This window comes from Kribbella sp. NPDC026596 (assembly GCF_040638415.1).
GTDB lineage: Bacteria > Actinomycetota > Actinomycetes > Propionibacteriales > Kribbellaceae > Kribbella.
In genome coordinates, this window is the sequence record NZ_JBEZYF010000011.1 from 21,258 (window position 1) to 39,866 (window position 18,609).

At 69.4% G+C, this 18,609-nt stretch carries 18 protein-coding genes; 13 read left to right on the top strand and 5 right to left on the bottom strand.

Annotation, left to right across the window (positions count from 1 at the left end):
* Positions 1-135 precede the first annotated feature (135 nt).
* From AB0E63_RS11480 to AB0E63_RS11510, 7 genes are all read left to right on the top strand, one after another.
* The gene (locus tag AB0E63_RS11480; protein WP_360364319.1) at positions 136-672 is read left to right on the top strand and encodes a YbaB/EbfC family nucleoid-associated protein; all 537 of its coding nucleotides are present in this window, start codon (positions 136-138) and stop codon (positions 670-672) included.
* Between the two features lies 1 nt (position 673).
* Entirely contained in the window at positions 674-1,273 is a 600-nt protein-coding gene (recR, locus tag AB0E63_RS11485) for a recombination mediator RecR (protein WP_360364321.1), read from the top strand.
* The gene (locus tag AB0E63_RS11490) at positions 1,266-1,910 is read left to right on the top strand and encodes a DUF5063 domain-containing protein (RefSeq protein ID WP_360364323.1); all 645 of its coding nucleotides are present in this window, start codon (positions 1,266-1,268) and stop codon (positions 1,908-1,910) included. The genes recR and AB0E63_RS11490 overlap by 8 nt, the downstream gene beginning before the upstream one ends.
* Before the next feature lie 86 nt (positions 1,911-1,996).
* Positions 1,997-2,539, top strand: a complete 543-nt coding sequence (locus AB0E63_RS11495; RefSeq protein ID WP_360364325.1) for a hypothetical protein — start codon at positions 1,997-1,999, stop codon at positions 2,537-2,539.
* 15 nt (positions 2,540-2,554) lie between these two features.
* Positions 2,555-3,205: a hypothetical protein gene (locus AB0E63_RS11500; protein WP_360364327.1), complete on the top strand. Its 651-nt coding sequence runs from the start codon at positions 2,555-2,557 to the stop codon at positions 3,203-3,205.
* A gap of 21 nt (positions 3,206-3,226) precedes the next feature.
* Positions 3,227-4,648, top strand: a complete 1,422-nt coding sequence (locus tag AB0E63_RS11505) for a serine/threonine-protein kinase (protein WP_360364329.1) — start codon at positions 3,227-3,229, stop codon at positions 4,646-4,648.
* Positions 4,649-4,658: 10 nt separating this feature from the next.
* Positions 4,659-5,132, top strand: coding sequence for a GNAT family N-acetyltransferase (locus AB0E63_RS11510; RefSeq protein WP_360364331.1), 474 nt, complete (start codon positions 4,659-4,661; stop codon positions 5,130-5,132).
* Positions 5,133-5,153: 21 nt separating this feature from the next.
* Here AB0E63_RS11510 and dinB read toward each other — a convergent pair whose 3' ends face one another.
* The gene (gene dinB / locus AB0E63_RS11515; protein WP_360364333.1) at positions 5,154-6,350 is read right to left on the bottom strand and encodes a DNA polymerase IV; all 1,197 of its coding nucleotides are present in this window, start codon (positions 6,348-6,350) and stop codon (positions 5,154-5,156) included.
* Between the two features lie 87 nt (positions 6,351-6,437).
* Here dinB and AB0E63_RS11520 point away from each other — a divergent pair, with 87 nt between their 5' ends.
* Entirely contained in the window at positions 6,438-7,646 is a 1,209-nt protein-coding gene (locus AB0E63_RS11520; RefSeq protein WP_360364335.1) for an MFS transporter, read from the top strand.
* On the opposite strand, the gene AB0E63_RS11525 is transcribed toward AB0E63_RS11520, so the two are convergent.
* Complete coding sequence (locus tag AB0E63_RS11525) at positions 7,532-8,122, bottom strand: dihydrofolate reductase family protein (RefSeq protein ID WP_360364337.1); 591 nt, start codon at positions 8,120-8,122, stop codon at positions 7,532-7,534. The two genes, AB0E63_RS11520 and AB0E63_RS11525, sit on opposite strands and share 115 nt — an antisense overlap.
* Before the next feature lie 57 nt (positions 8,123-8,179).
* Positions 8,180-8,503, bottom strand: coding sequence for a metalloregulator ArsR/SmtB family transcription factor (locus AB0E63_RS11530; RefSeq protein ID WP_360364339.1), 324 nt, complete (start codon positions 8,501-8,503; stop codon positions 8,180-8,182).
* A 251-nt stretch (positions 8,504-8,754) separates the two neighbouring features.
* Here AB0E63_RS11530 and AB0E63_RS11535 point away from each other — a divergent pair, with 251 nt between their 5' ends.
* Positions 8,755-10,023, top strand: coding sequence for an aspartate kinase (locus AB0E63_RS11535; protein ID WP_360364341.1), 1,269 nt, complete (start codon positions 8,755-8,757; stop codon positions 10,021-10,023).
* Complete coding sequence (locus tag AB0E63_RS11540; protein ID WP_360364343.1) at positions 10,020-11,120, top strand: aspartate-semialdehyde dehydrogenase; 1,101 nt, start codon at positions 10,020-10,022, stop codon at positions 11,118-11,120. Before AB0E63_RS11535 ends, AB0E63_RS11540 begins: the two co-directional genes overlap by 4 nt.
* A gap of 55 nt (positions 11,121-11,175) precedes the next feature.
* Here AB0E63_RS11540 and AB0E63_RS11545 read toward each other — a convergent pair whose 3' ends face one another.
* A complete protein-coding gene (locus AB0E63_RS11545) occupies positions 11,176-12,165 on the bottom strand; it encodes a helix-turn-helix domain-containing protein (RefSeq protein ID WP_360364345.1) in 990 nt (329 codons plus the stop codon).
* Between the two features lie 902 nt (positions 12,166-13,067).
* Positions 13,068-14,363, bottom strand: a complete 1,296-nt coding sequence (locus AB0E63_RS11550) for a hypothetical protein (protein WP_360364347.1) — start codon at positions 14,361-14,363, stop codon at positions 13,068-13,070.
* 151 nt (positions 14,364-14,514) lie between these two features.
* Here AB0E63_RS11550 and wecC point away from each other — a divergent pair, with 151 nt between their 5' ends.
* From wecC to AB0E63_RS11565, 3 genes are read left to right on the top strand one after another with little or no spacing between them, the layout of a single operon-like run.
* A complete protein-coding gene (wecC, locus tag AB0E63_RS11555) occupies positions 14,515-15,762 on the top strand; it encodes a UDP-N-acetyl-D-mannosamine dehydrogenase (protein ID WP_360364349.1) in 1,248 nt (415 codons plus the stop codon).
* Entirely contained in the window at positions 15,762-16,418 is a 657-nt protein-coding gene (locus tag AB0E63_RS11560; protein WP_360364351.1) for a hypothetical protein, read from the top strand. The genes wecC and AB0E63_RS11560 overlap by 1 nt, the downstream gene beginning before the upstream one ends.
* Positions 16,415-18,598, top strand: coding sequence for a hypothetical protein (locus tag AB0E63_RS11565; protein ID WP_360364353.1), 2,184 nt, complete (start codon positions 16,415-16,417; stop codon positions 18,596-18,598). The genes AB0E63_RS11560 and AB0E63_RS11565 overlap by 4 nt, the downstream gene beginning before the upstream one ends.
* Positions 18,599-18,609 lie beyond the last annotated feature (11 nt).

Below are 18,609 nucleotides of genomic sequence, written 5' to 3' on the forward strand. Positions count from 1 at the left end.
GGATTGTGGTGTCCACAGGGCTGTGGACAAGCTGGGGAGACTGGTCTGTTTCTGGGCGAACGTGGGGTTGTCCGGGCGACCGGCTAGTGTTGAGGCTCGGGCTAGTCACGGAGCGGTTGGGACGAGGAGATCGCGGTGTTCGACGGTGGCGGTGCTGGGGGCTTCGACATGTCCAACCTGCTCGCGCAAGCGCAGGCGATGCAGAACCAGTTGATGGAGGCCCAGGCCGACCTGGAGAGCCAGGAGATCGAGGGCTCGGCCGGCGGTGGGCTGGTGACCGCGCTGGTGTCCGGCACGGGTGAGCTGCTCAGCCTGAACATCAAGCCGGAGGCCGTCGACCCGGACGACACCGAGACGCTGGCCGATCTGATCGTCGCCGCGGTGCGCGACGCCGCCGAGAACGCGAAGGAAGCCGCGGCCCGCGCGATGGGCCCGCTGGCCGGCGGCATCCCCGGATTCGGTTCGGAAGGCCCCGGATTCGGCGGCGGTCCCGCGGCCCCGGCCGGCTTCAGCCTGCCCGGCGCCCCGACGGTCCCGGCGGAGAGCCCCGCGGACGATGACGACGAGAGCGGCACCAGTGGTCCCGGCAGTTCCGGGTCGGTGAACAACCCTGGCATCGGGTTCACCAACCCCGGCAGTGGGACCGGGTCTCCCGGTCAGAACCCGGGCTGACGTGTACGAAGGGGCCGTTCAGGATCTCATCGACGAGCTCGGCCGGTTGCCCGGCGTCGGTCCGAAGTCCGCTCAGCGGATCGCGTTCCACCTGCTCGCCGCCGACGAGACCGACGTACGCCGGCTCGCGCATGTGCTCGTGCAGGTCAAGGAGAAGGTCAAGTTCTGCGAGATCTGCGGCAATGTCGCCGAGGAGGAGCAGTGCCGGATCTGCCGTGACCCGCGGCGTGACCTGAGCCTGATCTGCGTGGTCGAAGAGGCCAAGGACGTGGTCGCGATCGAGCGGACCCGCGAGTTCCGCGGCCGGTACCACGTGCTCGGCGGGGCGATTTCGCCGATCGAGGGGATCGGTCCGGACGAGCTGCGGATCAAAGAACTCCTCCAGCGGCTGGCCGGCGACGAAGTGCAAGAGATCATCCTGGCCACCGACCCGAACCTCGAAGGTGAGGCGACGGCGACGTACCTGAGCCGCTTGCTGCGGCCCATGGGCTTGCGCGTCACCCGATTGGCTAGTGGACTTCCTGTAGGCGGTGACCTCGAGTATGCCGACGAGGTCACACTCGGACGGGCGTTTGAAGGGCGACGATCGATCGATGACTGAACCAACCGATATTGCAGAGCGGGCGCTGACCACGGACTCCGAGGATCTGACGGAGTTCGCCGAGCAGATCGCGGACCAGGTGCGGAGCTTCCTCATCTCGGTGCGCGACATCGCCGCGCAGCCGGACGAGGACGGCGTCGACGAGGGCCTCGCCTCACTGCCGTACCTGCTGCTCGAGGTGAGCCAGCTGCTGCTCGCGGGTGGCCGGCTCGGGGCGTTCGAGGACTTCGTCCCGGAGGAGCGGTTCGAGAGCGACGCCGGACCGGATCCGGATCTGGACGCGATGCGTGACCGGCTCGCGGTGCTGTTCGAGGGCCTGGACGAGTACGCCGAGGTCTTCGACCCGTACGCCGCACCGCCTGAGATCACCGTGAACCGGCTGTCCGACGACCTCACCGCGATCGCGACCGACCTCGTGCACGGTCTCGCGCACTACGAGGAAGGCCGGATCGTCGAGGCGCTGTGGTGGTGGCAGTTCTCCTACGTGTCCACGTGGGGTGCCGCGGCGAGCGCCGTACTGCGGGCGATCCAGTCGCTGATCGCGCACGACCGGCTGGAGCCGGCCCACGACGCCGAAACCGAAGCCACCGACCGCGAACTCGTCGAGGTCGCCGAGGAAGTAGTCCAACGCCGCTGAAGTTATCCACAGGCGCACTCCGACCGGCCACGCAAGGGGTTCCTCAGCCACTACGGTGAGGGCTCGGTCCGGATCAGGAGGCGTCCGTGCAGGAGCAGTTGGTTGTTGGCGTGGGTGCGGTTTTCACGACCTCGCGAAAGCGCCCGATCATCGTCGCGGTGATCACGACCGTGCTGTTCCTCGTCATCGTGCCGAAAGACGTCAGGTCGTTCGCCGATCCCGACTACATCCGTGAGTACCTGATCGGCATCGTCATCACGACCATCCTGTGGTTGCTGTTCCTGGTCGTCGCCGTGCGGAACTGGCGTGTTGTCCTCAGGCGCCCGGCCGAGCTGCGGTTGACCTCGACCGGGATCACGGTGCGCCGGGACGGACGTGAACTGACAGCCGCGTGGACTGCGGTCGGTCAGATTCGGATCGACGGGGACGAGCGGCGGCCCTGGGTGGTGGCCTGGCTCGATCCGGCGCTGAGCCCGGACGACGTGCCCGTGCCGCGTCGCTCCGACGGCGCCTACAAACTCTTCCCGGTCGCGCATGGGCAGCCGATGAAGAGGCGCATGGCGCAACTGAAGGAGCTGCGTGGGGCGATTACGGGGTATGGGCGCCGGTATCTCGACGGCGGTTTCTGAAGGTTGGATGGGGCGATGTCTGTCTACGAGGTGATTCGGCGGCTGCCGGACGTGTCGAGCGTACGGCGGGTCAGTCGTGCGCTGGCGGTGCTGGATCTGATTCTTGATGACGACCCGGATCAGCTGCCTTTCTTCGCGTTCGACGCGCGGTGGTCGGAGACCGAGGAGGCTGCGTTGATGCGGGACGGGTCGGGGAACGAGTACTCGATCGTGTTCTCGCCCGACGGCGCGTTCGCGTACGGGTTCGACCACGAGTCGCCGATGTCGCCGTACGCCAATGACCAGAAGACGTGGCCCGGGCTGCTCGATGGTGTGCCGGAGGTCTTTCACAATGCGCGCGACGAGCCGGCGTTCAGCGATGGTGTGCCGAGGGCGACGGTGTGTTTCTGGCGTACGACGGACGACACGGCCTGGCGCTGTGGTCCGGTGGAGGACGTGAAGAACGACGGAGCCGACTGGTTGTTCGAGGTGATCGCGGACGGGCGCCCGGAGGCTTACCTGACCTTCGCCGAGGACTACTACGAAGTCGCGCTGGACCTCGAGGCGATCCGGCATGTGTACGCGTTGATGCCACTGACCGAGTACGTCGTGACGTCGCTCAACCGGCAGCGTCGGCTGACCGATCTTGCCGAAGGGATCGCCGAGATCGGTTACCCGCGGTCCTGAAGCGCGTTAGCGTGACGCCCGATGACAACGCATCCTCAGGATCCGGTGCTGATCGGGTCGTTCACGATCCAGGGCCGGCTCGGCCGTGGCGCGATGGGTGCCGTCTACCTGGCTCGCTCGCCGGGCGGTCGCCTGGTCGCGGTGAAGGTGGTCCGCGACGAACTGGCCGGTGACGCGGCCTTCCGGGCCCGTTTCGCCCGCGAGATCGAAGCCGCGCGCAAGGTCAGCGGCGCATTCACGGCCGCGGTCGTCGACGCCGATCCCGACGCGGAACATCCCTGGCTCGCCACGGAGTACCTGCCCGGACCGACGCTGCAGAAGGCGATCGACACCTCCGGACCGCTCACGCCGGGCGGCGTGCAGTCGCTCGCGGGCGGCCTGGCCGAGGCGCTGATGGCGATCCACGCCGGCGGCCTGGTCCACCGCGACCTCAAACCGTCGAACATCGTCCTGACCGACAACGGTCCACGGGTGATCGACTTCGGCATCGCCCGCGCGCTCGAGGAAGCGAGCCTGACCGCGACCGGCGTGGTCGTGGGTACGCCGGGCTATCTGTCGCCGGAGCAGATCACCGGTGCGGCGATCGGCGCCGCGAGCGACGTCTTCGCGCTGGGGGCGGTCCTGGTCTTCGCCGCGTCCGGCCGCGGTCCGTTCGCCCACGGGAGTCCCGCGTCCCTGCTGCATCGGATCGTCCACGAGCAACCACAGATCCCGCCGCTCCCCAGTCCGCTCCAGGATGTCGTACGCCGTTGTCTCGCAAGGGATCCCGCCCATCGGCCGACCCCAGCGGAACTCCTGCACGTCCCCGGATCGCCGGCGAACACCGCGGTCCTACCGCCGAGCGCACAGACGGTCGCCTTCCCGCCACCACCCACAAAGCTGCTGCCTGCACCACCGCAAACACCCCAGCCACAACCAGCGCCACCACAAAGACCGCAACCAACCGGCGCCGCCTTCAAGACCAGCAGGACGCGCCCGGCGGTCATCGCCACGATCACCACGTCCTTCTTCCTTGCCTGGTTCCCGCGCGACCAACAGACGCTGGACCAGGACCCGGCCCTCAGCATGGTCTTCGGCATCCTCGACCTGATCCTTCTGTACTTCGCCGTCCGCAGCTGGCGCCTGGTCCTGCGCCACCGAGTCGTCCTTCGCCTGTCTCCACAGGGATTGACGGTCGAACGCGGCTACAAGCAAGCCTCCATCCCGTGGAGCGCAGTCACCCGCCTCCGCGTCGGCGGCGATGTCCGACGCCCGTGGCTGATCGCGTGGCTGGACACGCCGTACCATTCCACGCTGCCGGCCCCGAGGCGCCGCCACCACGGCGGCCTCCGCATCTACCCGATCGCTCACGGCGCCACCGTCAACCGCCGCATCCGCCAGGTCGACGAACTCCGCGCAGCCCTCAACTGGTACGCCGGTCACCTCCACGACAACTCGTACTAGCGTGGCCGTCATGAAGGTACGTGCTGTCACCGACACGGATCGAGACGCCGTCGTCGAACTCCTGACCGCGGCGACCGGCACGACCGCCGTCGCCCACGGAACCGTCTACGAACCCGCGACCCTTCCCGGCCTGGTCGCCGAGGAAGACGGCCGGCTCGTCGGCCTCCTCACCTACACGATCGCGAACGACGAGTTCGAGGTCGTCACGATCGACGCGCCCGTGCGACACCTCGGCGTCGGCAGTGCCCTGATGTCTGCGGCCGTCGACCTCGCCCGGCAGGCCGGCGCCACGCGGCTCTGGCTGATCACCACGAACGACAACCTTGACGCGGTCCGGTTCTATCAGCGCCGCGGGCTGCGGATCGTGGGTGTGTCCCCGGGTGCGGTGGACGAGTCCCGCAAGCTGAAGCCGTCGATCCCGCTCACGGGCGCGTATGGCATCCCGCTGCGCGACGAGCTGACGCTGGAGCTGCGACTCGACTAGGGCGGGATCATCAGGCGCGACTCAGTCCGGCAACATCGGCACGGTCAGCCCCTGGTCCCGGCCGAGCAGGATGCCGCGGGTGATCGCGTTGGTGCCGAACTTGTCCTTCACCTGATCCAGTGCGGAGTCGAGCTCGTTGTTCGCGGCCCTGTCGAAGGGCAGCGCGAGCTGCAGCGCCGCCTCGTTCTCCAGGTTGCCGACCGAGATGCCGATCATCGTGATGCCCTGGGTCGCGATCAGCGGCCGCGCAGCGGTCAGCAACGCCCGCGCGGTGATCAGGATCGCCCGCGTCTGGTCCGTTGCCTGGGGCAACGTATGGGATCGGGTCGCCCGGCTGAAGTCGTCGAAGCGCAGGCGCAACGTGACGGTCCGCCCGGATCGCCCCGCCGTCCGCATCCGGCGTGTCACCCGGTCGACCAGCCCGGCCAGCACGGCGTCGAGGGTGGCCGGTGACTTGGGCGAGCGGCCGAGCGCCCGCTGCGAGCCGATCGACCGCCGTCGTCGCCCGACCTCGATCGGCCGGGGATCGCGGTTGTGCGCCAAGGCGTGCAGATGCCGCCCGGACGCGCGCCCGAGCATCGCGACCAGCGCGGCCTCGGGCAGCATCGCGACATCGCCGACCTTGGTGAGCCCGCGATTCCGCAGCTTCTCCGCGGTCACCTCGCCCACGCCCCAGAGCCGCTCGACATCCAGCGGGTGAAGAAACTCCAGCTCCCGGTCCGGCGCAACCTCCAGCAGACCGTCCGGTTTCGCCACTCCACTGGCCACCTTGGCCAGGAACTTCGTCCGCGCCACCCCGACCGTGATCGGCAGCCCGACCTTCGACAGCACCTCGGCCCGCAGCCGCTGAGCGATCTCCAGCGGAGTCCCGCGGATCTTCCGCAATCCACCCACATCGAGGAACGCCTCGTCGATCGACAGCCCTTCCACCAGCGGCGTGGTGTCCTCGAACACCTTGAACACCGCCTTGCTGGCCTCCGAGTACGCCGACATCCGCGGGTCGACCACGATCGCGCCGGGGCAGCGGCGCAACGCCTGTCCACCGTTCATCGCGGTACGCACGCCGTACGCCTTGGCCTCGTAGCTGCAGGCCAGGACGACGCCGGCGCCGACGATCACCGGGCGGCCGCGCAGGCGTGGGTCGTCCCGCTGCTCGACCGACGCGTAGAACGCGTCCAGATCGGCATGCAGGATGGTCGCCGCGCGGAGTTCCGCCACGAACACATGTTCGCATACGCCGCCGACAAATGAGATAGGGAGAAATCCCGACGCGGCCGGCAGGTTTGTCAGGACAGAATGCAGCCCATGGACCTGACGGCGTACCGCGATCTCTGGAAGACCCACGGGGTGGTGGCGCTGCTGGCCTCGGCCCTCGTCGCGCGGATGCCGGTGATGGCGACGATGGTCCCTCTGGCGTTCCTGGCCAAGGATGCCGCGGGCAACTTCGGCTGGGCAGGCGTGGTCGCGGGCGCCTACTCCGTCGGTACGGCGGTCGCCAGCGTGGTGTGGTCGCGGCTGGCGGATCGCCGTGGTGCGCGCAAGGTCGTGATCGGCACCGGGATGGCGTGGGGCGCGTCGATGGCCGTGGTCGCCTTGCTGCCGTACAGCTGGTTTCGGGTGCTGCCGGTCGCGGCGGCCGTGGCCGGCGTCTTCGTTGCGCCGGTCACCTCGGCCTTGCGGGCCAACTGGCCGCGGATCGTGCATGGCTCGCGGTTGCGGGCGATCTACTCACTCGACGCGACCGCGCAGGAGTTGCTCTTCGTCATCGGCCCCATGACCGGCGCGCTGATGGTCAGCTTCGCCAGTCCACGGGTCGGACTGCTGGCGTGCGCTGTGACCGCTGCTGCGGCCATCTGGTGGTTCGGGCTGAAGCAGCAGCCGCCGGTCCCGCACGACGAGAGCACCGGGCCGAGGCCGACCGTACGGCAGTTGCTGTTGCACCAGCACCGGACGCCGATGTTGCTCGCCTGGTTCTGCCTGGTGATGGGCTTCGCGGCGATGTCGCTCGGCATGGTCGCGGTCGCCGACGAGCACGGCAACCGGTTGATCGCCGGCGTGCTGGAGATGGTGGCCGCGACCGGCAGCGTGACCGGCGGACTGGTCGGTGGTGCGCTGCCGGGCCGGCACAACTCCTACACCTGGCGGCGGATGCTCGCGCTGACCGTCCTGATCATGGGCTGTGTCTTCGTGACGTCGTCCGTGGTCGGGCTGGCGGTGATGATGTTCGCGGCGGGTTGTCTGATCGCTCCGACGATCGCGGCCGTCTACGAGCGTGTGGGTGTACTGACGCCAACGGCGGCACACACCGAGATCTTCGGCTGGATGCAGAGCGGCGGGATGATCGGCTCCGCGGTCGGGTCCGCTGTGGCCGGCGCGGCGGTCGAGGCGTTCGGGGTCCGCTACGCGTGGGTCCTGGCGGCCGGCCTCGGCGTCCTCGCGACCGTGTCCCTGCTGCGCGTGCCGCCCCACCGGCCGGCCGAGTCCACCGAGTTCGAAGCCGCGGTCGCCGCGTAGTGCATGCGGTAGCTGGCCTCCAGTACGCCGCCGTCCCGCGCGCACATGGAAATCAGCCGCAAGGTACGGCGATCCAGCAACGTCCCGCGTCCCGCGGCCACCGGATGGATGAGGAGGGACACCTCGTCGATCAACCGCCACCGCAGCATCGAGCGGATCAAGGTCAGGCTCCCGACGACGTGCAGGTCGGCACCCGGCACCTCCTTCAGTGCCGTCAGCACCCGGCGTGGATCACCTTGCAGTACTTCGGCGTACGGGCGGGCGCCCACCGGACGGGACGCGATCACGAGCTTGCGGGCCTGGTCCAGTCCGGCGACGGAACCGGCGTACTGCTCGAATGTCTTCCGGCCGAGCACGACCGTCTCGGTCCCGGTCAGCAGTTGGTCCAAAGCGAGGCCGGGAGAGCGAAGCCACTGCTCCGGCTTGTCGACGATGCCGTCCTCCGACATGCAGAGTCTGGCGACGATGGTGCGCATCACGAACTCCTCTGGATCTACTACTTACCCAGATGCTTCGCGCCGGCAGAAGGTTGTTCAGGGCTGCCGGCGGCCGCGGTGGATCTCGGTCTCGAGAGCGTCCAAGCGATTGATCCAGAACTTGCGATACCGGTCCAGCCAGGTGTCGATCTCGCGCAGTGGCCCGGGCTCCACGGCGTACAGCCGCCGGGTGCCGTCCACCGTGACGGTCGCGAACCCGTTGTCGCGCAGGACCCGCAGATGCTGGGAGACGGCCGGCTGGCTGATCCCGAACTCGCTGCCGATCGTCGCGGCGATACTGCCGGCCGGCAGCTCGCCGTCGGCCAGCAGCTCCAGGATGCGGCGCCGGACCGGATCGCCGAGGATGTCGAACGCGTGCACGTCGCCAGTATTTCAGTGATGACTTATATGAACAAGAGCCCTGTCGGGCGGGACGCTTTCCGGCACCTCACCACCCCGGCCGGGGAACCTTCCGGCGGGGGACGGATCGGCCGGACGACTCGACCAGGTGCTGGTCAGGCGGTAGGCAACGAGCGGGTCACGGCTAGAATGACCCGGATACGACTACGCCTGGTGCAACGCCGCACGGCGTACCGCAACCAGTGGTTTGAGTGGTTTGAGGAGACACAACTGTGGGACGCGTCGTACACAAGTACGGCGGTTCTTCGGTCGCCGACGCCGATTGCATCAAGCGCGTGGCCCAACGGATCGTCGCGACGAAGAAGGCCGGGAACGACGTGGTGGTGGTCATCTCCGCCATGGGCGACACCACCGATGAACTGATGGACCTGGCCCAGCAGGTCTCCCCGCTACCCCCGCCGCGCGAGCTGGACATGCTGCTCACCTCGGGTGAGCGGATCTCCGCCGCGCTGCTGGCGATGGCGATCGCCAACCTGGGCTACGAGGCACGCAGCTTCACCGGCTCGCAGGCCGGCGTGATCACCACCTCCGCGCACGGCAACGCGCGCATCATCGACATCACGCCGGGCCGGATCGAGGGGGCCCTCGGCGAGGGCCACATCGCGATCGTGGCCGGTTTCCAGGGCGTCGCCCAGGACACCAAGGACATCACCACGATGGGCCGCGGCGCCTCCGACACCACCGCGGTCGCGCTGGCCGCCGCGCTGGAGGCGGACTACTGCGAGATCTACACCGACGTGGACGGCATCTTCACCGCGGACCCGCGGATCGTGCCGGCCGCGAAGCACATCCCGAAGATCTCCTACGAGGAGATGCTCGAGATGGCCGCCTGCGGCGCCAAGGTGCTGCACCTGCGCTGCGTCGAGTACGCGCGGCGCTACAACGTCCCCGTCCACGTGCGTTCCTCCTTCTCGCAGAAGGAAGGCACCTGGGTCGTCGATGCGAAGGAACTGGATCAAATGGAACAGGCGATCATCTCCGGCGTGGTCCAGGACCGCAACGAGGCCAAGATCACCGTCGTCGGCGTACCGGACAAGCCCGGCGAGGCGGCCCGCATCTTCGAGACGGTGGCCGGCGCCGAGACCAACATCGACATGATCGTGCAGAACGTGTCGGCGGTCGCGACCCACCGCACCGACATCTCCTTCACGCTGCCCCGCGTCGACGGCGCCCGGGCGATGTCCGCGCTGGCCCGGATGAAGGACGAAGTGGGCTACGAGCAGTTGCTCTACGACGACCAGATCGGCAAAGTGTCGGTGGTCGGTGTCGGAATGCGCTCACACCCGGGCGTGTCCGCGAAATTCTTCTCCGCGCTCGCCGACGCCGGCGTGAACATCGAGATGATCTCCACCTCGGAGATCCGGATCTCGGTGGTCGTGGACGAGAACCTGGTGGATGCCGCCGTGACCGCGGCGCATACCGCATTCGATCTGGACGACAAGCACACCCAGGCTGTCGTGTACGGAGGAACTGGACGGTGACCCCTGTGAGCGCATTGGACAACGAGACCGAGAACCGGACGGGCCTGCCCTCGCTGGCGGTGGTCGGTGCGACCGGCGCCGTCGGGACGGTGATGCTGGCCCTGCTCTCGACCCGGGAGAACGTCTGGGGAGAGATCCGGCTGATCGCGTCCGAGCGCTCCGCGGGGAAACGGCTGAAGGTCCGCGGCGAGGAGGTCGAGGTCGTCGCGATCAGCGAGGACGTCTTCGACGGCATCGACGTGGCGATGTTCGACGTACCGGACCAGGTGTCCGCGCACTGGGCGCCGATCGCGGCCGCCAAGGGTGCCGTCGTGGTCGACAACTCCGGCGCGTTCCGGATGGACCCGGACGTGCCGCTGGTGGTGCCCGAGGTGAACGCCGAGGCGGCCCGGAACCGGCCGAAGGGCATCATCTCCAACCCCAACTGCACGACGCTGTCGATGATCGTCGCGATGGGTGCGCTGCACCACCGCTACGAGCTCGAGCAGCTCGTCGTGTCGTCTTACCAGGCGGCTTCGGGTGCCGGGCAGGAGGGCATCGACGCGCTCTACGACCAGCTCACCAAGGTGGCCGGCAATCGTGAGCTGGGCACCACGCCGGGCGACGTACGGCGGGTGATCGGCAACGGGCTCGGCCCGTTCCCGGCTCCGTTGGCGCTGAACGTCGTACCGTGGGCCGGCTCGCTGCAGGACGACGGCTGGTCGTCGGAGGAGCTGAAGGTCCGCAACGAGTCGCGCAAGATCCTCGGGCTGCCCGATCTCAAGGTGTCCGCGACCTGTGTCCGCGTTCCGGTGGTCACCACGCACTCGTTGTCCGTGCACGCGCGGTTCGTCCAGGAGGTCGACGCCGACGGTGCTCGGGAGGTACTGCGGGACGCTCCGGGCGTGCTGCTGTTCGACAACCCGGCCGAGGGGGAGTTCCCGACTCCGGCCGACGTGGTCGGCACCGACCCGACCTGGGTCGGGCGGATCCGCAAGTCGCTGGACGACCCGAACGCGCTCGAGCTGTTCGTCTGCGGCGACAACCTGCGCAAGGGTGCGGCACTGAACACCGCCCAGATCGCCGAGGTCGTCGCCAAGGAGTTCATCAAAGCCTGAACCCCAGCAAACAAAGGGCTCCCGAGTGGGAGCCCTTTGTTGTCTCCGGCAACGGTTAGAGCCAGTTCTCCCGGGCGGCGTGCAGCGCGAGCTGGAAGCGGGTGCTGGCGCCGGTGCGGTTCATCAGGCGCTCGAGGTAGCGGAAGAACGTCCGGCGGCTGATGCCCAGCGTGCGCGCGATGGTGTCGTCGGCGGCACCGGTCGCGAGCAGGGCGAGCAGCCGGCGCTCGATCGGTTCGAGCCGGTCGTCCTCGGTGCCGACCGAGGCGTGCAGCGGCAGCGCGTTGCGCCAGCAGAGCTCGAACATGCCGATCAGGGCGGTGAGCAGACTGCTCGGCCGGATGATGAGCAGCGACCGGTTCACATCGGTGTCGCGCACCGACATCGACACGAACGCGATCGAGCCGTCGATGATGGTCAGCTTCGCCGGTACGTAGGGCAGCACCCGGGCCTGCTCACCGGCCTCCACGCACGGGAGGATGTTCTCGGTCAGGTACCCGGGCACCTCGACCGACTCGGGCGAGTAGACGACCCGGTACGAGACGCCGCGCTTGAGGTGCTCGATCTCCTCCTGGTTCGGGCCGCCGATGTAGTACGGCGGGGAGTCGATGGCCAGGATCTCCCGCTGTGCTCCACCTTTGATCTGGTGGATCCGCTCGACGATCGCGCTACCGGTGACGACCTCGATCAGGTGCGTGGTCGACTCGTTGTGCACGGTCCGGCGGAACTCGTCGTACGCGTTCAGCACCTCGATGCGGGCCTGCTTCAGCTCCGACTCGCGGCGCAGCGTCATCGCCTCCAGGCCGGCGTCCGGGGGGACCGGGAGGAACTGGGAATGGTCCGATCCGGACCGTCGCGCCAGGCCTGCCTGGACCAGGCCACCGAGCGTCGAGTCGATGCTGGCGGACCGGTCGGGGACCGCCTCGTCCAGTTCGGTGATCGACGACGGGCCGGTCCGCAGCAGGTGCTGGTAGACCTTGACCTCGTCGTCGCTGAGTCCGAGCACCTTGAGATGGTCGGCACGCTCCGTGTCCGTTGTGCTCACAACTCTCCCCTCCCTTCCGAGTGCTGTCACCGTCCGCTACCGTCCCTCCAGAATAAGACGGCCGATCCAGAGCGGTTCGCACTGTCCGTGTCGTCGTGAATGCGCCTAGCGATATTTGTTGTCCTGTCAGCATTCTTGTGCCGTGTCACCATCTGGCCACCATTTCCGCGCAGTTGTGAGCGAGAATTGAGGTCCAGCAGCCCGGCGACGGACCACCTGAGCGCCGCCGGGCTGCTGTTCCAATTCTGGCCCGAGTTCGCTGCCACGTCAGCGGAGCCCGTTTCGGTTGAGTCTCGATCCCGGCGCATCGGTGCCCTCGCACTCCCGTGCCATCACCGGCTGTGCTGGAGGGTGTACAAACTGTGCATCTCCATCGTGAGGCCGATGAGGAGGAGAGTCCGATGCGACCGGTTCCGCCACGTTCCGCGGTTCGCGTCGGTACTGCCGTCCCCAGCGCACCGATACCGGCATCCTCGCAGGGAATCCGGCCAGTCCGGGCATCCTTGCTCCGATCCCGGGCCGCGCTGCCTTCCACCGGCCTCGGGCCCGTCTCCACATGTGCTGCGCGCGCCTGTCCGCGATCGCAGCACGTCTGGGAACGAGCCCAAGGTGCGATGACCGCCGCCCTGGTCATCGTACCGGCCGATCCGGCGTGTGCCCGGCCCTTCTCCGCCCAAGAGGGCCGGCCGTCCGGATCACGAGTGAGGCCCCGGGAGGTGCTGAGCGGAGCTCCGTGGATGGTGAGGCTGTCCATGGGGAGCGAGGACACGATGTCCGCCGCCCGGCTCGCCCCGGCCAGGAAGCATCACCTGGGGCCTCACCGGTAACACCGGTACGCACGCCGCGCACCGGACACCGGATAGTCGTTCGAGTCCAGCCGCGGGCTCTGCCGGCGCCTGGGATCAGTCTGCAGTCAGGAACGACGAGAGCACGGTGGCCGAGTAGCTGCCGTCGTGCAGTCGGCGGACGAAGCCCGGGCCCTGCGCCGCGATCTTCTGGGCCCGGCTGCGGTCGTCGAGCAGCCCGAGCACGACCTCAGCGATGTTCTCGACCGTCGTCTCGACGATGGGGAGCTCGTCGCCGATCGCGTCGTGGACCCGCCGCCGGTTGTGCTCGGTGACATGGCCCAGCACGAGCCGCCCGGCCGCCATGGCCTCGCAGGCCGTGACGCCGTAGCTGCCCAGCCGGAACTGGTCGAGCACGAGGTCGGCCGAGCCGATGATGCGGCGCACCTCCTCGGGGGAGACGCCCTCGATGCGGCGGTACTCGACCAGCCCGCGCTCGTGCAGGTCCGTCATCGCTTCGTCGACCTGCTCCGAGCCCTTGAACTTCGAGCTGGTGGGCATGTGCACCGCCACGGGCCGCGGCCGCTCCATCGCCGGGTCCGGGGTCTCCCAGAGGGCGGCGTCGATGACCACCGGGCACCAGGTGGCGTCGGGGAGGTCGTCGAGGAGGTCGGGCGTGGACACGAAGGCCGGCAGGTCGAGTGAGGCCAGCCCGCGGAGGTTGCGGCGGACCTGCCACTCCAGCACGTCGACCTCGGCCCACTCGTCCTGCACGTACGGCGACCAGGGGTAGTTCTCGCGGTGCAGGCTCGGCAGCCGCACATCGCGGCCGTGCGCGATGGTGGCGACCCGCAGGCCGTACCCACTCAGCACCCGCGCTTCGGTGAATACGTTGTTACTCAACATCGAGCCGAACATCGGCCGCTGCGCCTCGATGAGCGCGTGCGTGAAACCCTGCCGGACGTACTCGAACTGCTCGCGCTGCCACTCGAGCGAGCGCAGATAGACCTCGTCGGGCACGTGGTAGTCGGAGGAGAACCGGAAGCCGCTGGGGATGCCGACCATGCTGACGGCGCCGACGCCGGGCAGTTGCTCGGCCGCGCGCGCCCAGAGCCAGCCCTGTCCGGCGAAATTGGCCGGCGCCACGTACAGCCGGATGGGCGTGTCCGGCACGGGCGGGCGGCTCGCGCGGGCCTGCTCGACGAGCTCCGGCGGGACCGGAGCGGCGGGCAGGACCACCCGCATCGGGGCGCCGCCGAGGCGGGCCACATAGTGGTCGGCCCGGCGCGGCAGCCGCCGCCGTATCGCCTTGACCTGCGGACGGAAGGGGCGGAGGAGCGCTCGGACGGGGCCGCGGAGCGCGCGGAGCACGAGGCGGCGTGGCGCGCGAACCATGGTCTTGAGCTGCGACATCTATTGGCTTTCGTCGGAGGGGCGGGCAACGCGGGTAAGTGTCGTCGGTCTGCCCGCTCGGTGCTTAGACTACCCCGCTCGGTGCATAGACTACTCGCGACAATGCGCTCCAGTGGGCGCGTCTTCAGCCACCTGGTGAGGAGAGAACGATATGAATGCGCATTCGCGCATCGTGGTGCTCGGACTCGGTTACATCGGCCTTCCGACCGCCGTAGTACTGGCGCGCGCGGGCTGCCGTGTCACGGGCGTTGACGTCGACCGGAGGAAGGTCGAGGCGGTCAACCACGGCGCGCTGCCGTTCGTCGAACCCGATCTCGACCATGTGCTGCGCGAGGTCGTGGCCGCGGGCTTGCTCGACGCCACCACCGAGCCCCCGGCGGCTGACGCGTACATCGTCGCCGTGCCCACTCCGTTCCTGGAGGACAAGACGGCCGACCTCAGCCACGTGCTGTCGGCCGCGCGGGCCATCGCGCCGAAGCTGACCGGCGGCGAGCTCGTGATCCTCGAGTCCACCTCGCCGCCCGGCACCGCGCAGCGGATGGCAGAGGAGATCCTGGCCACCAACCCGGCACTGAGCCTCGACGGCACTGACGGCCGGTCGGTCATCCACGTAGCGTACTGCCCGGAGCGGGTGCTGCCCGGCCGCATCATGACCGAGCTGGTCGAGAACGACCGCATCATCGGCGGCCTCACCGAGGAGGCCGCACACCGGGCCAAGGGGCTCTACGAGCGGTTCTGCCGCGGCGAGCTGCTGCTCACCGACGCCGTGACCGCCGAGATGGCCAAGCTCACCGAGAACTCCTTCCGCGACGTCAACATCGCCTTCGCCAATGAGCTGTCGCTCATCTGCGACCGCCTGGGCGTCGACGTGTGGCGGCTCATCGAGCTGGCCAACCACCACCCGCGGGTGAACGTCCTGCAGCCCGGGCCGGGTGTCGGCGGGCACTGCATCGCCGTCGACCCCTGGTTCATCGTGTCCGCGGCGCCCGAGGAGGCCACGCTCATCCGCACGGCGCGGCAGGTCAACGACGGCAAGTCCGGCTACGTCGTCGGCCGGGCGGTCGAGGCGGTCGCCGGCACGGGCGCCTCGACGGTGGCCGCGCTGGGGCTGGCGTTCAAGGCCAACATCGACGACCTCCGCGAGTCGCCGGCCCGCCAGATCGTCCGCGACCTCGCCGGCGAGCTGCCGGACTGCAAGGTGCTCGCGGTCGAGCCGCACATCGAGAAGCTGCCGGCCGACCTCGCCGGGCTGTCCAACGTCGAGCTGGCCGACGCGGGCACCGCCATCGCCGCCGCCGACGTCATCCTGTTGCTGGTCGACCACGACGAGTTCCGCGGCATCGACCGGTCGGCGCTCGATGGCAAGCGTGTCATCGACACGAAGGGCCTGTGGCGCTGATGCCCGCTTCGCTGCCCGTGCGCGCCGTGCGTAAGGCCCGGCGCGTCGTCCGCGGCCGCCGTCGGGTGCACGAGGTCCCCGACTCGCCGTCGCGCGCGGCCGAGCGGGTCCTGTCCGCGCGCTACCCCGAGCACCTGCTCGCCGAGCCGGACGACGAGCTCGAGCCCGAGGCCGATGAAACACCGAACGCCGACGACGGCGGGCTCGATGCACGGCGCGAGCTGGCGGCGGCCACCCGGGTCGTCGGCGTGCTGACCGGCGCGACTGCGCGGCGGCTGGGCGATGTCCTGCCGGTCGCCGCCGTGGCGCCGGGGGCGCGGGCGCTCGGCACCAAGGTCGAGCCCGGCGACATGCTGGTGGTCGAGCGGGCCGCCCTGCAGTCCGGTCCCTGGAGCACCGCCGAGACGTCGTCCGGCACGGCGCTGCTGCTCGAGATCCTGGAGTGGACCACCGAGGCACGCGACTGCGGTGTGCCCGTCATCGTGCTCGCCTCCGCTGACGCGCCGAACGTCGGCACCAACCTGCTGCGCGGCGCCGCCGACGTGGTGCTCCCGCTCGCCCAGCAGGCCGACCCCATCCTCGGTCCCGTGCCCATGTCCCCGGTTGTGAGTCTGCTCGACCGAGTCGCCCGCGCCGCCGTCGAGGGAGATCGATGACCACCCACTCCACTCCCGTGGAGCGCCGCGTCCTGCTCTACGGCGACGGAAACATCAACATCATCGACGGGTCGACCATCTGGCTGGTGTCCATGGCCCAGGTGCTCGCGCGGACGAACTCCCACGTCACGCTGCTGCTGAAGGCCCGGATCATCTCGCGGAAGATGCTCGAGCCGCTCGTCGGCCTGGACAACGTCACCATCGTCGACCCGTTCGAGGGCCTCGGCGATGCCGTCCCGCCGTCGAAGCTGCTGTCGGTCAAGGAGGTCGCGCACCGCGTCGTCGAGCTCGACCGCGCCCACCGGTTCGACAAGATCATCTCGCGCGGCTTCGCCATCTCCAACGAGCTGGCCCGCACCCGCGAGTTCGACGGCCGGTTCTGGCCCTACGTCATCGACCTGCCCGAGCCGGGTGCGGAGCCCACACGGGAGCAGCTGCGCGACCTCGAGGAGATCTCGCTGGCGTCCGAGCGGATGCTGGTGCAGACCGAGGACTCCCGCTCCTACATGGAGTACCGGGTGCCCGCGTCGGTCGGGAAGTGCGTCGTCATCAACCCGATGATCCCTGACGGCCTCGGCCCGCTGCCCGGCCGGTCGGCCCGGCCGGCCGGCCGGCTGCAGGGCGTCTACGCCGGCAAGTTCGCCGAGGGCTGGATGACGCTCGAGCTGTGCGACGTGCCCCGGCTGCTGGCCGAGCGCGGCGTCCGCCTGTCGCTGTCGATGATCGGTGACAAGATCATGCAGTCCAAGCGCGTGCCCAGCTGGCGCAGGCGCATGACGACCGCCGTCAAGTCCAGCCCGGGTGTGGAGTGGGCCGGCGGGCTCTCCCGCGACGACGCCATGGCGTACTCCAAGACGGCCGACATCGGGTTCAGCTGGCGGGCGCAGGAGCTCGACTCCACCCATGAGCTGTCCACCAAGGTGCTCGAGTACTGCGCCATGGGCGTGGCCCCGGTGGTCAACCGCATCGCCGCGCACGTCGAGCTGCTGGGCGAGGACTACCCGCTGTTCGTCGACGCCTCCATCGAGTCGGTGCTCGACGCCGTCGAACGGGTTGCTCGCGACCCGGACCTGCTCGAGGATGCACGCAAGAAGGCGATGGAGGCCATCGACCGGTACCGCATGGCCAACACCGTCGAGCGCATCCGCGCGGCGCTCCGGGCGACCGAGGTGCGGCCGAGCGTCAGGCTCGCGGGCGGGCGGCCGCTGCTGCTCGTCGGCAGCGATCTGGCGGCGTCGCGCGGCACGCACACAGTGCTGCGGCAGTGCGCCGGCGAAGTCCGCGTCGCCCAGTGGGATCCGACGCTGACGGGCCAGGAGGAACCCCGGCTCGGCGAGCTGTCCGAGGCCGGCACTGTCGTCATCGAGGACGCGGCCCCGTTCCTGCCCTGGGCCACCCGCCGCAAGGTCGATGGCCAGCGGCTGATCGCGCACATCCGCGACCTGCGTACCGACGAGCCCGCCCTGCGCGATGCGTTGCTCGAGGAGATCGACGCATTCGTGTTCCAGGCCGAGCCCGACCTCGCGGCGTTCGCGGCCGCGTTCGATGTCCCGGTCGAGCGACTCCACCACGCGCCGCTGCCGGTCGACACCGCCTACGTCGATCGGCCGGGGCTGCCCGGCCGCCAGTACCGGGTGGGCGTCCTTGACCTGAGCCCGTCCGTCGCCCGGCCCGACGCCGCGGTCATGGCGCTGCGCGACCTGCTCGCCGCAGACGAGCAGTTCAGCCTGCACATCCGCGACCGACTGCCGTGGGAGGCTGACGACCACCTGGCCGACCAGATCGAACGCGTCTACTACCAGACGCTGGTCGCCGATCTCGTGGCCACGCCCGAGGTCGCCGCGCGGGTCGCGTTCGAGCGCCCCGATGCCGACCTCCCCACCTGGTACCGCAAGATCGGCTGGCTGCTGGTCCCGCGCCGCCGCGGGAGCCTCGATCAGCGTGTCGTCGAGGCCCAGGCCGCCGGAGTGGTGGTGCTGACCCCGGCCGAGGACGGCGCCGCCGAGCTGTACGGGCCGGACGCGCCGTACGGCTCGATCGACGCGCTGGTCCGGACGATCGTTGCCGCGGCCGCCGATCCGGCGGAGTTCGCCAAGCTCAGCGGCGCGGCACGGCTCCAGGGCGGCCGCCACGACCTCGCCGTCGTCCGCCCGACGTGGGCGGCCGCGCTGGTCGGCTGACAGGCTCGGGC

What these genes read in the sequence shown, in the direction of transcription:
- AB0E63_RS11560 (WP_360364351.1), top strand. Translation starts at nt 15,762, where the DNA reads ATGCCCGCTTCGCTGCCCGTGCGCGCCGTGCGTAAGGCCCGGCGCGTC.
- AB0E63_RS11550 (WP_360364347.1), bottom strand. Translation starts at nt 14,363, where the DNA reads ATGTCGCAGCTCAAGACCATGGTTCGCGCGCCACGCCGCCTCGTGCTC.
- AB0E63_RS11490 (WP_360364323.1), top strand. Translation starts at nt 1,266, where the DNA reads ATGACTGAACCAACCGATATTGCAGAGCGGGCGCTGACCACGGACTCC.
- AB0E63_RS11500 (WP_360364327.1), top strand. Translation starts at nt 2,555, where the DNA reads ATGTCTGTCTACGAGGTGATTCGGCGGCTGCCGGACGTGTCGAGCGTA.
- wecC (WP_360364349.1), top strand. Translation starts at nt 14,515, where the DNA reads ATGAATGCGCATTCGCGCATCGTGGTGCTCGGACTCGGTTACATCGGC.
- AB0E63_RS11505 (WP_360364329.1), top strand. Translation starts at nt 3,227, where the DNA reads ATGACAACGCATCCTCAGGATCCGGTGCTGATCGGGTCGTTCACGATC.
- AB0E63_RS11520 (WP_360364335.1), top strand. Translation starts at nt 6,438, where the DNA reads ATGGACCTGACGGCGTACCGCGATCTCTGGAAGACCCACGGGGTGGTG.
- AB0E63_RS11565 (WP_360364353.1), top strand. Translation starts at nt 16,415, where the DNA reads ATGACCACCCACTCCACTCCCGTGGAGCGCCGCGTCCTGCTCTACGGC.
- AB0E63_RS11525 (WP_360364337.1), bottom strand. Translation starts at nt 8,122, where the DNA reads ATGCGCACCATCGTCGCCAGACTCTGCATGTCGGAGGACGGCATCGTC.
- AB0E63_RS11510 (WP_360364331.1), top strand. Translation starts at nt 4,659, where the DNA reads ATGAAGGTACGTGCTGTCACCGACACGGATCGAGACGCCGTCGTCGAA.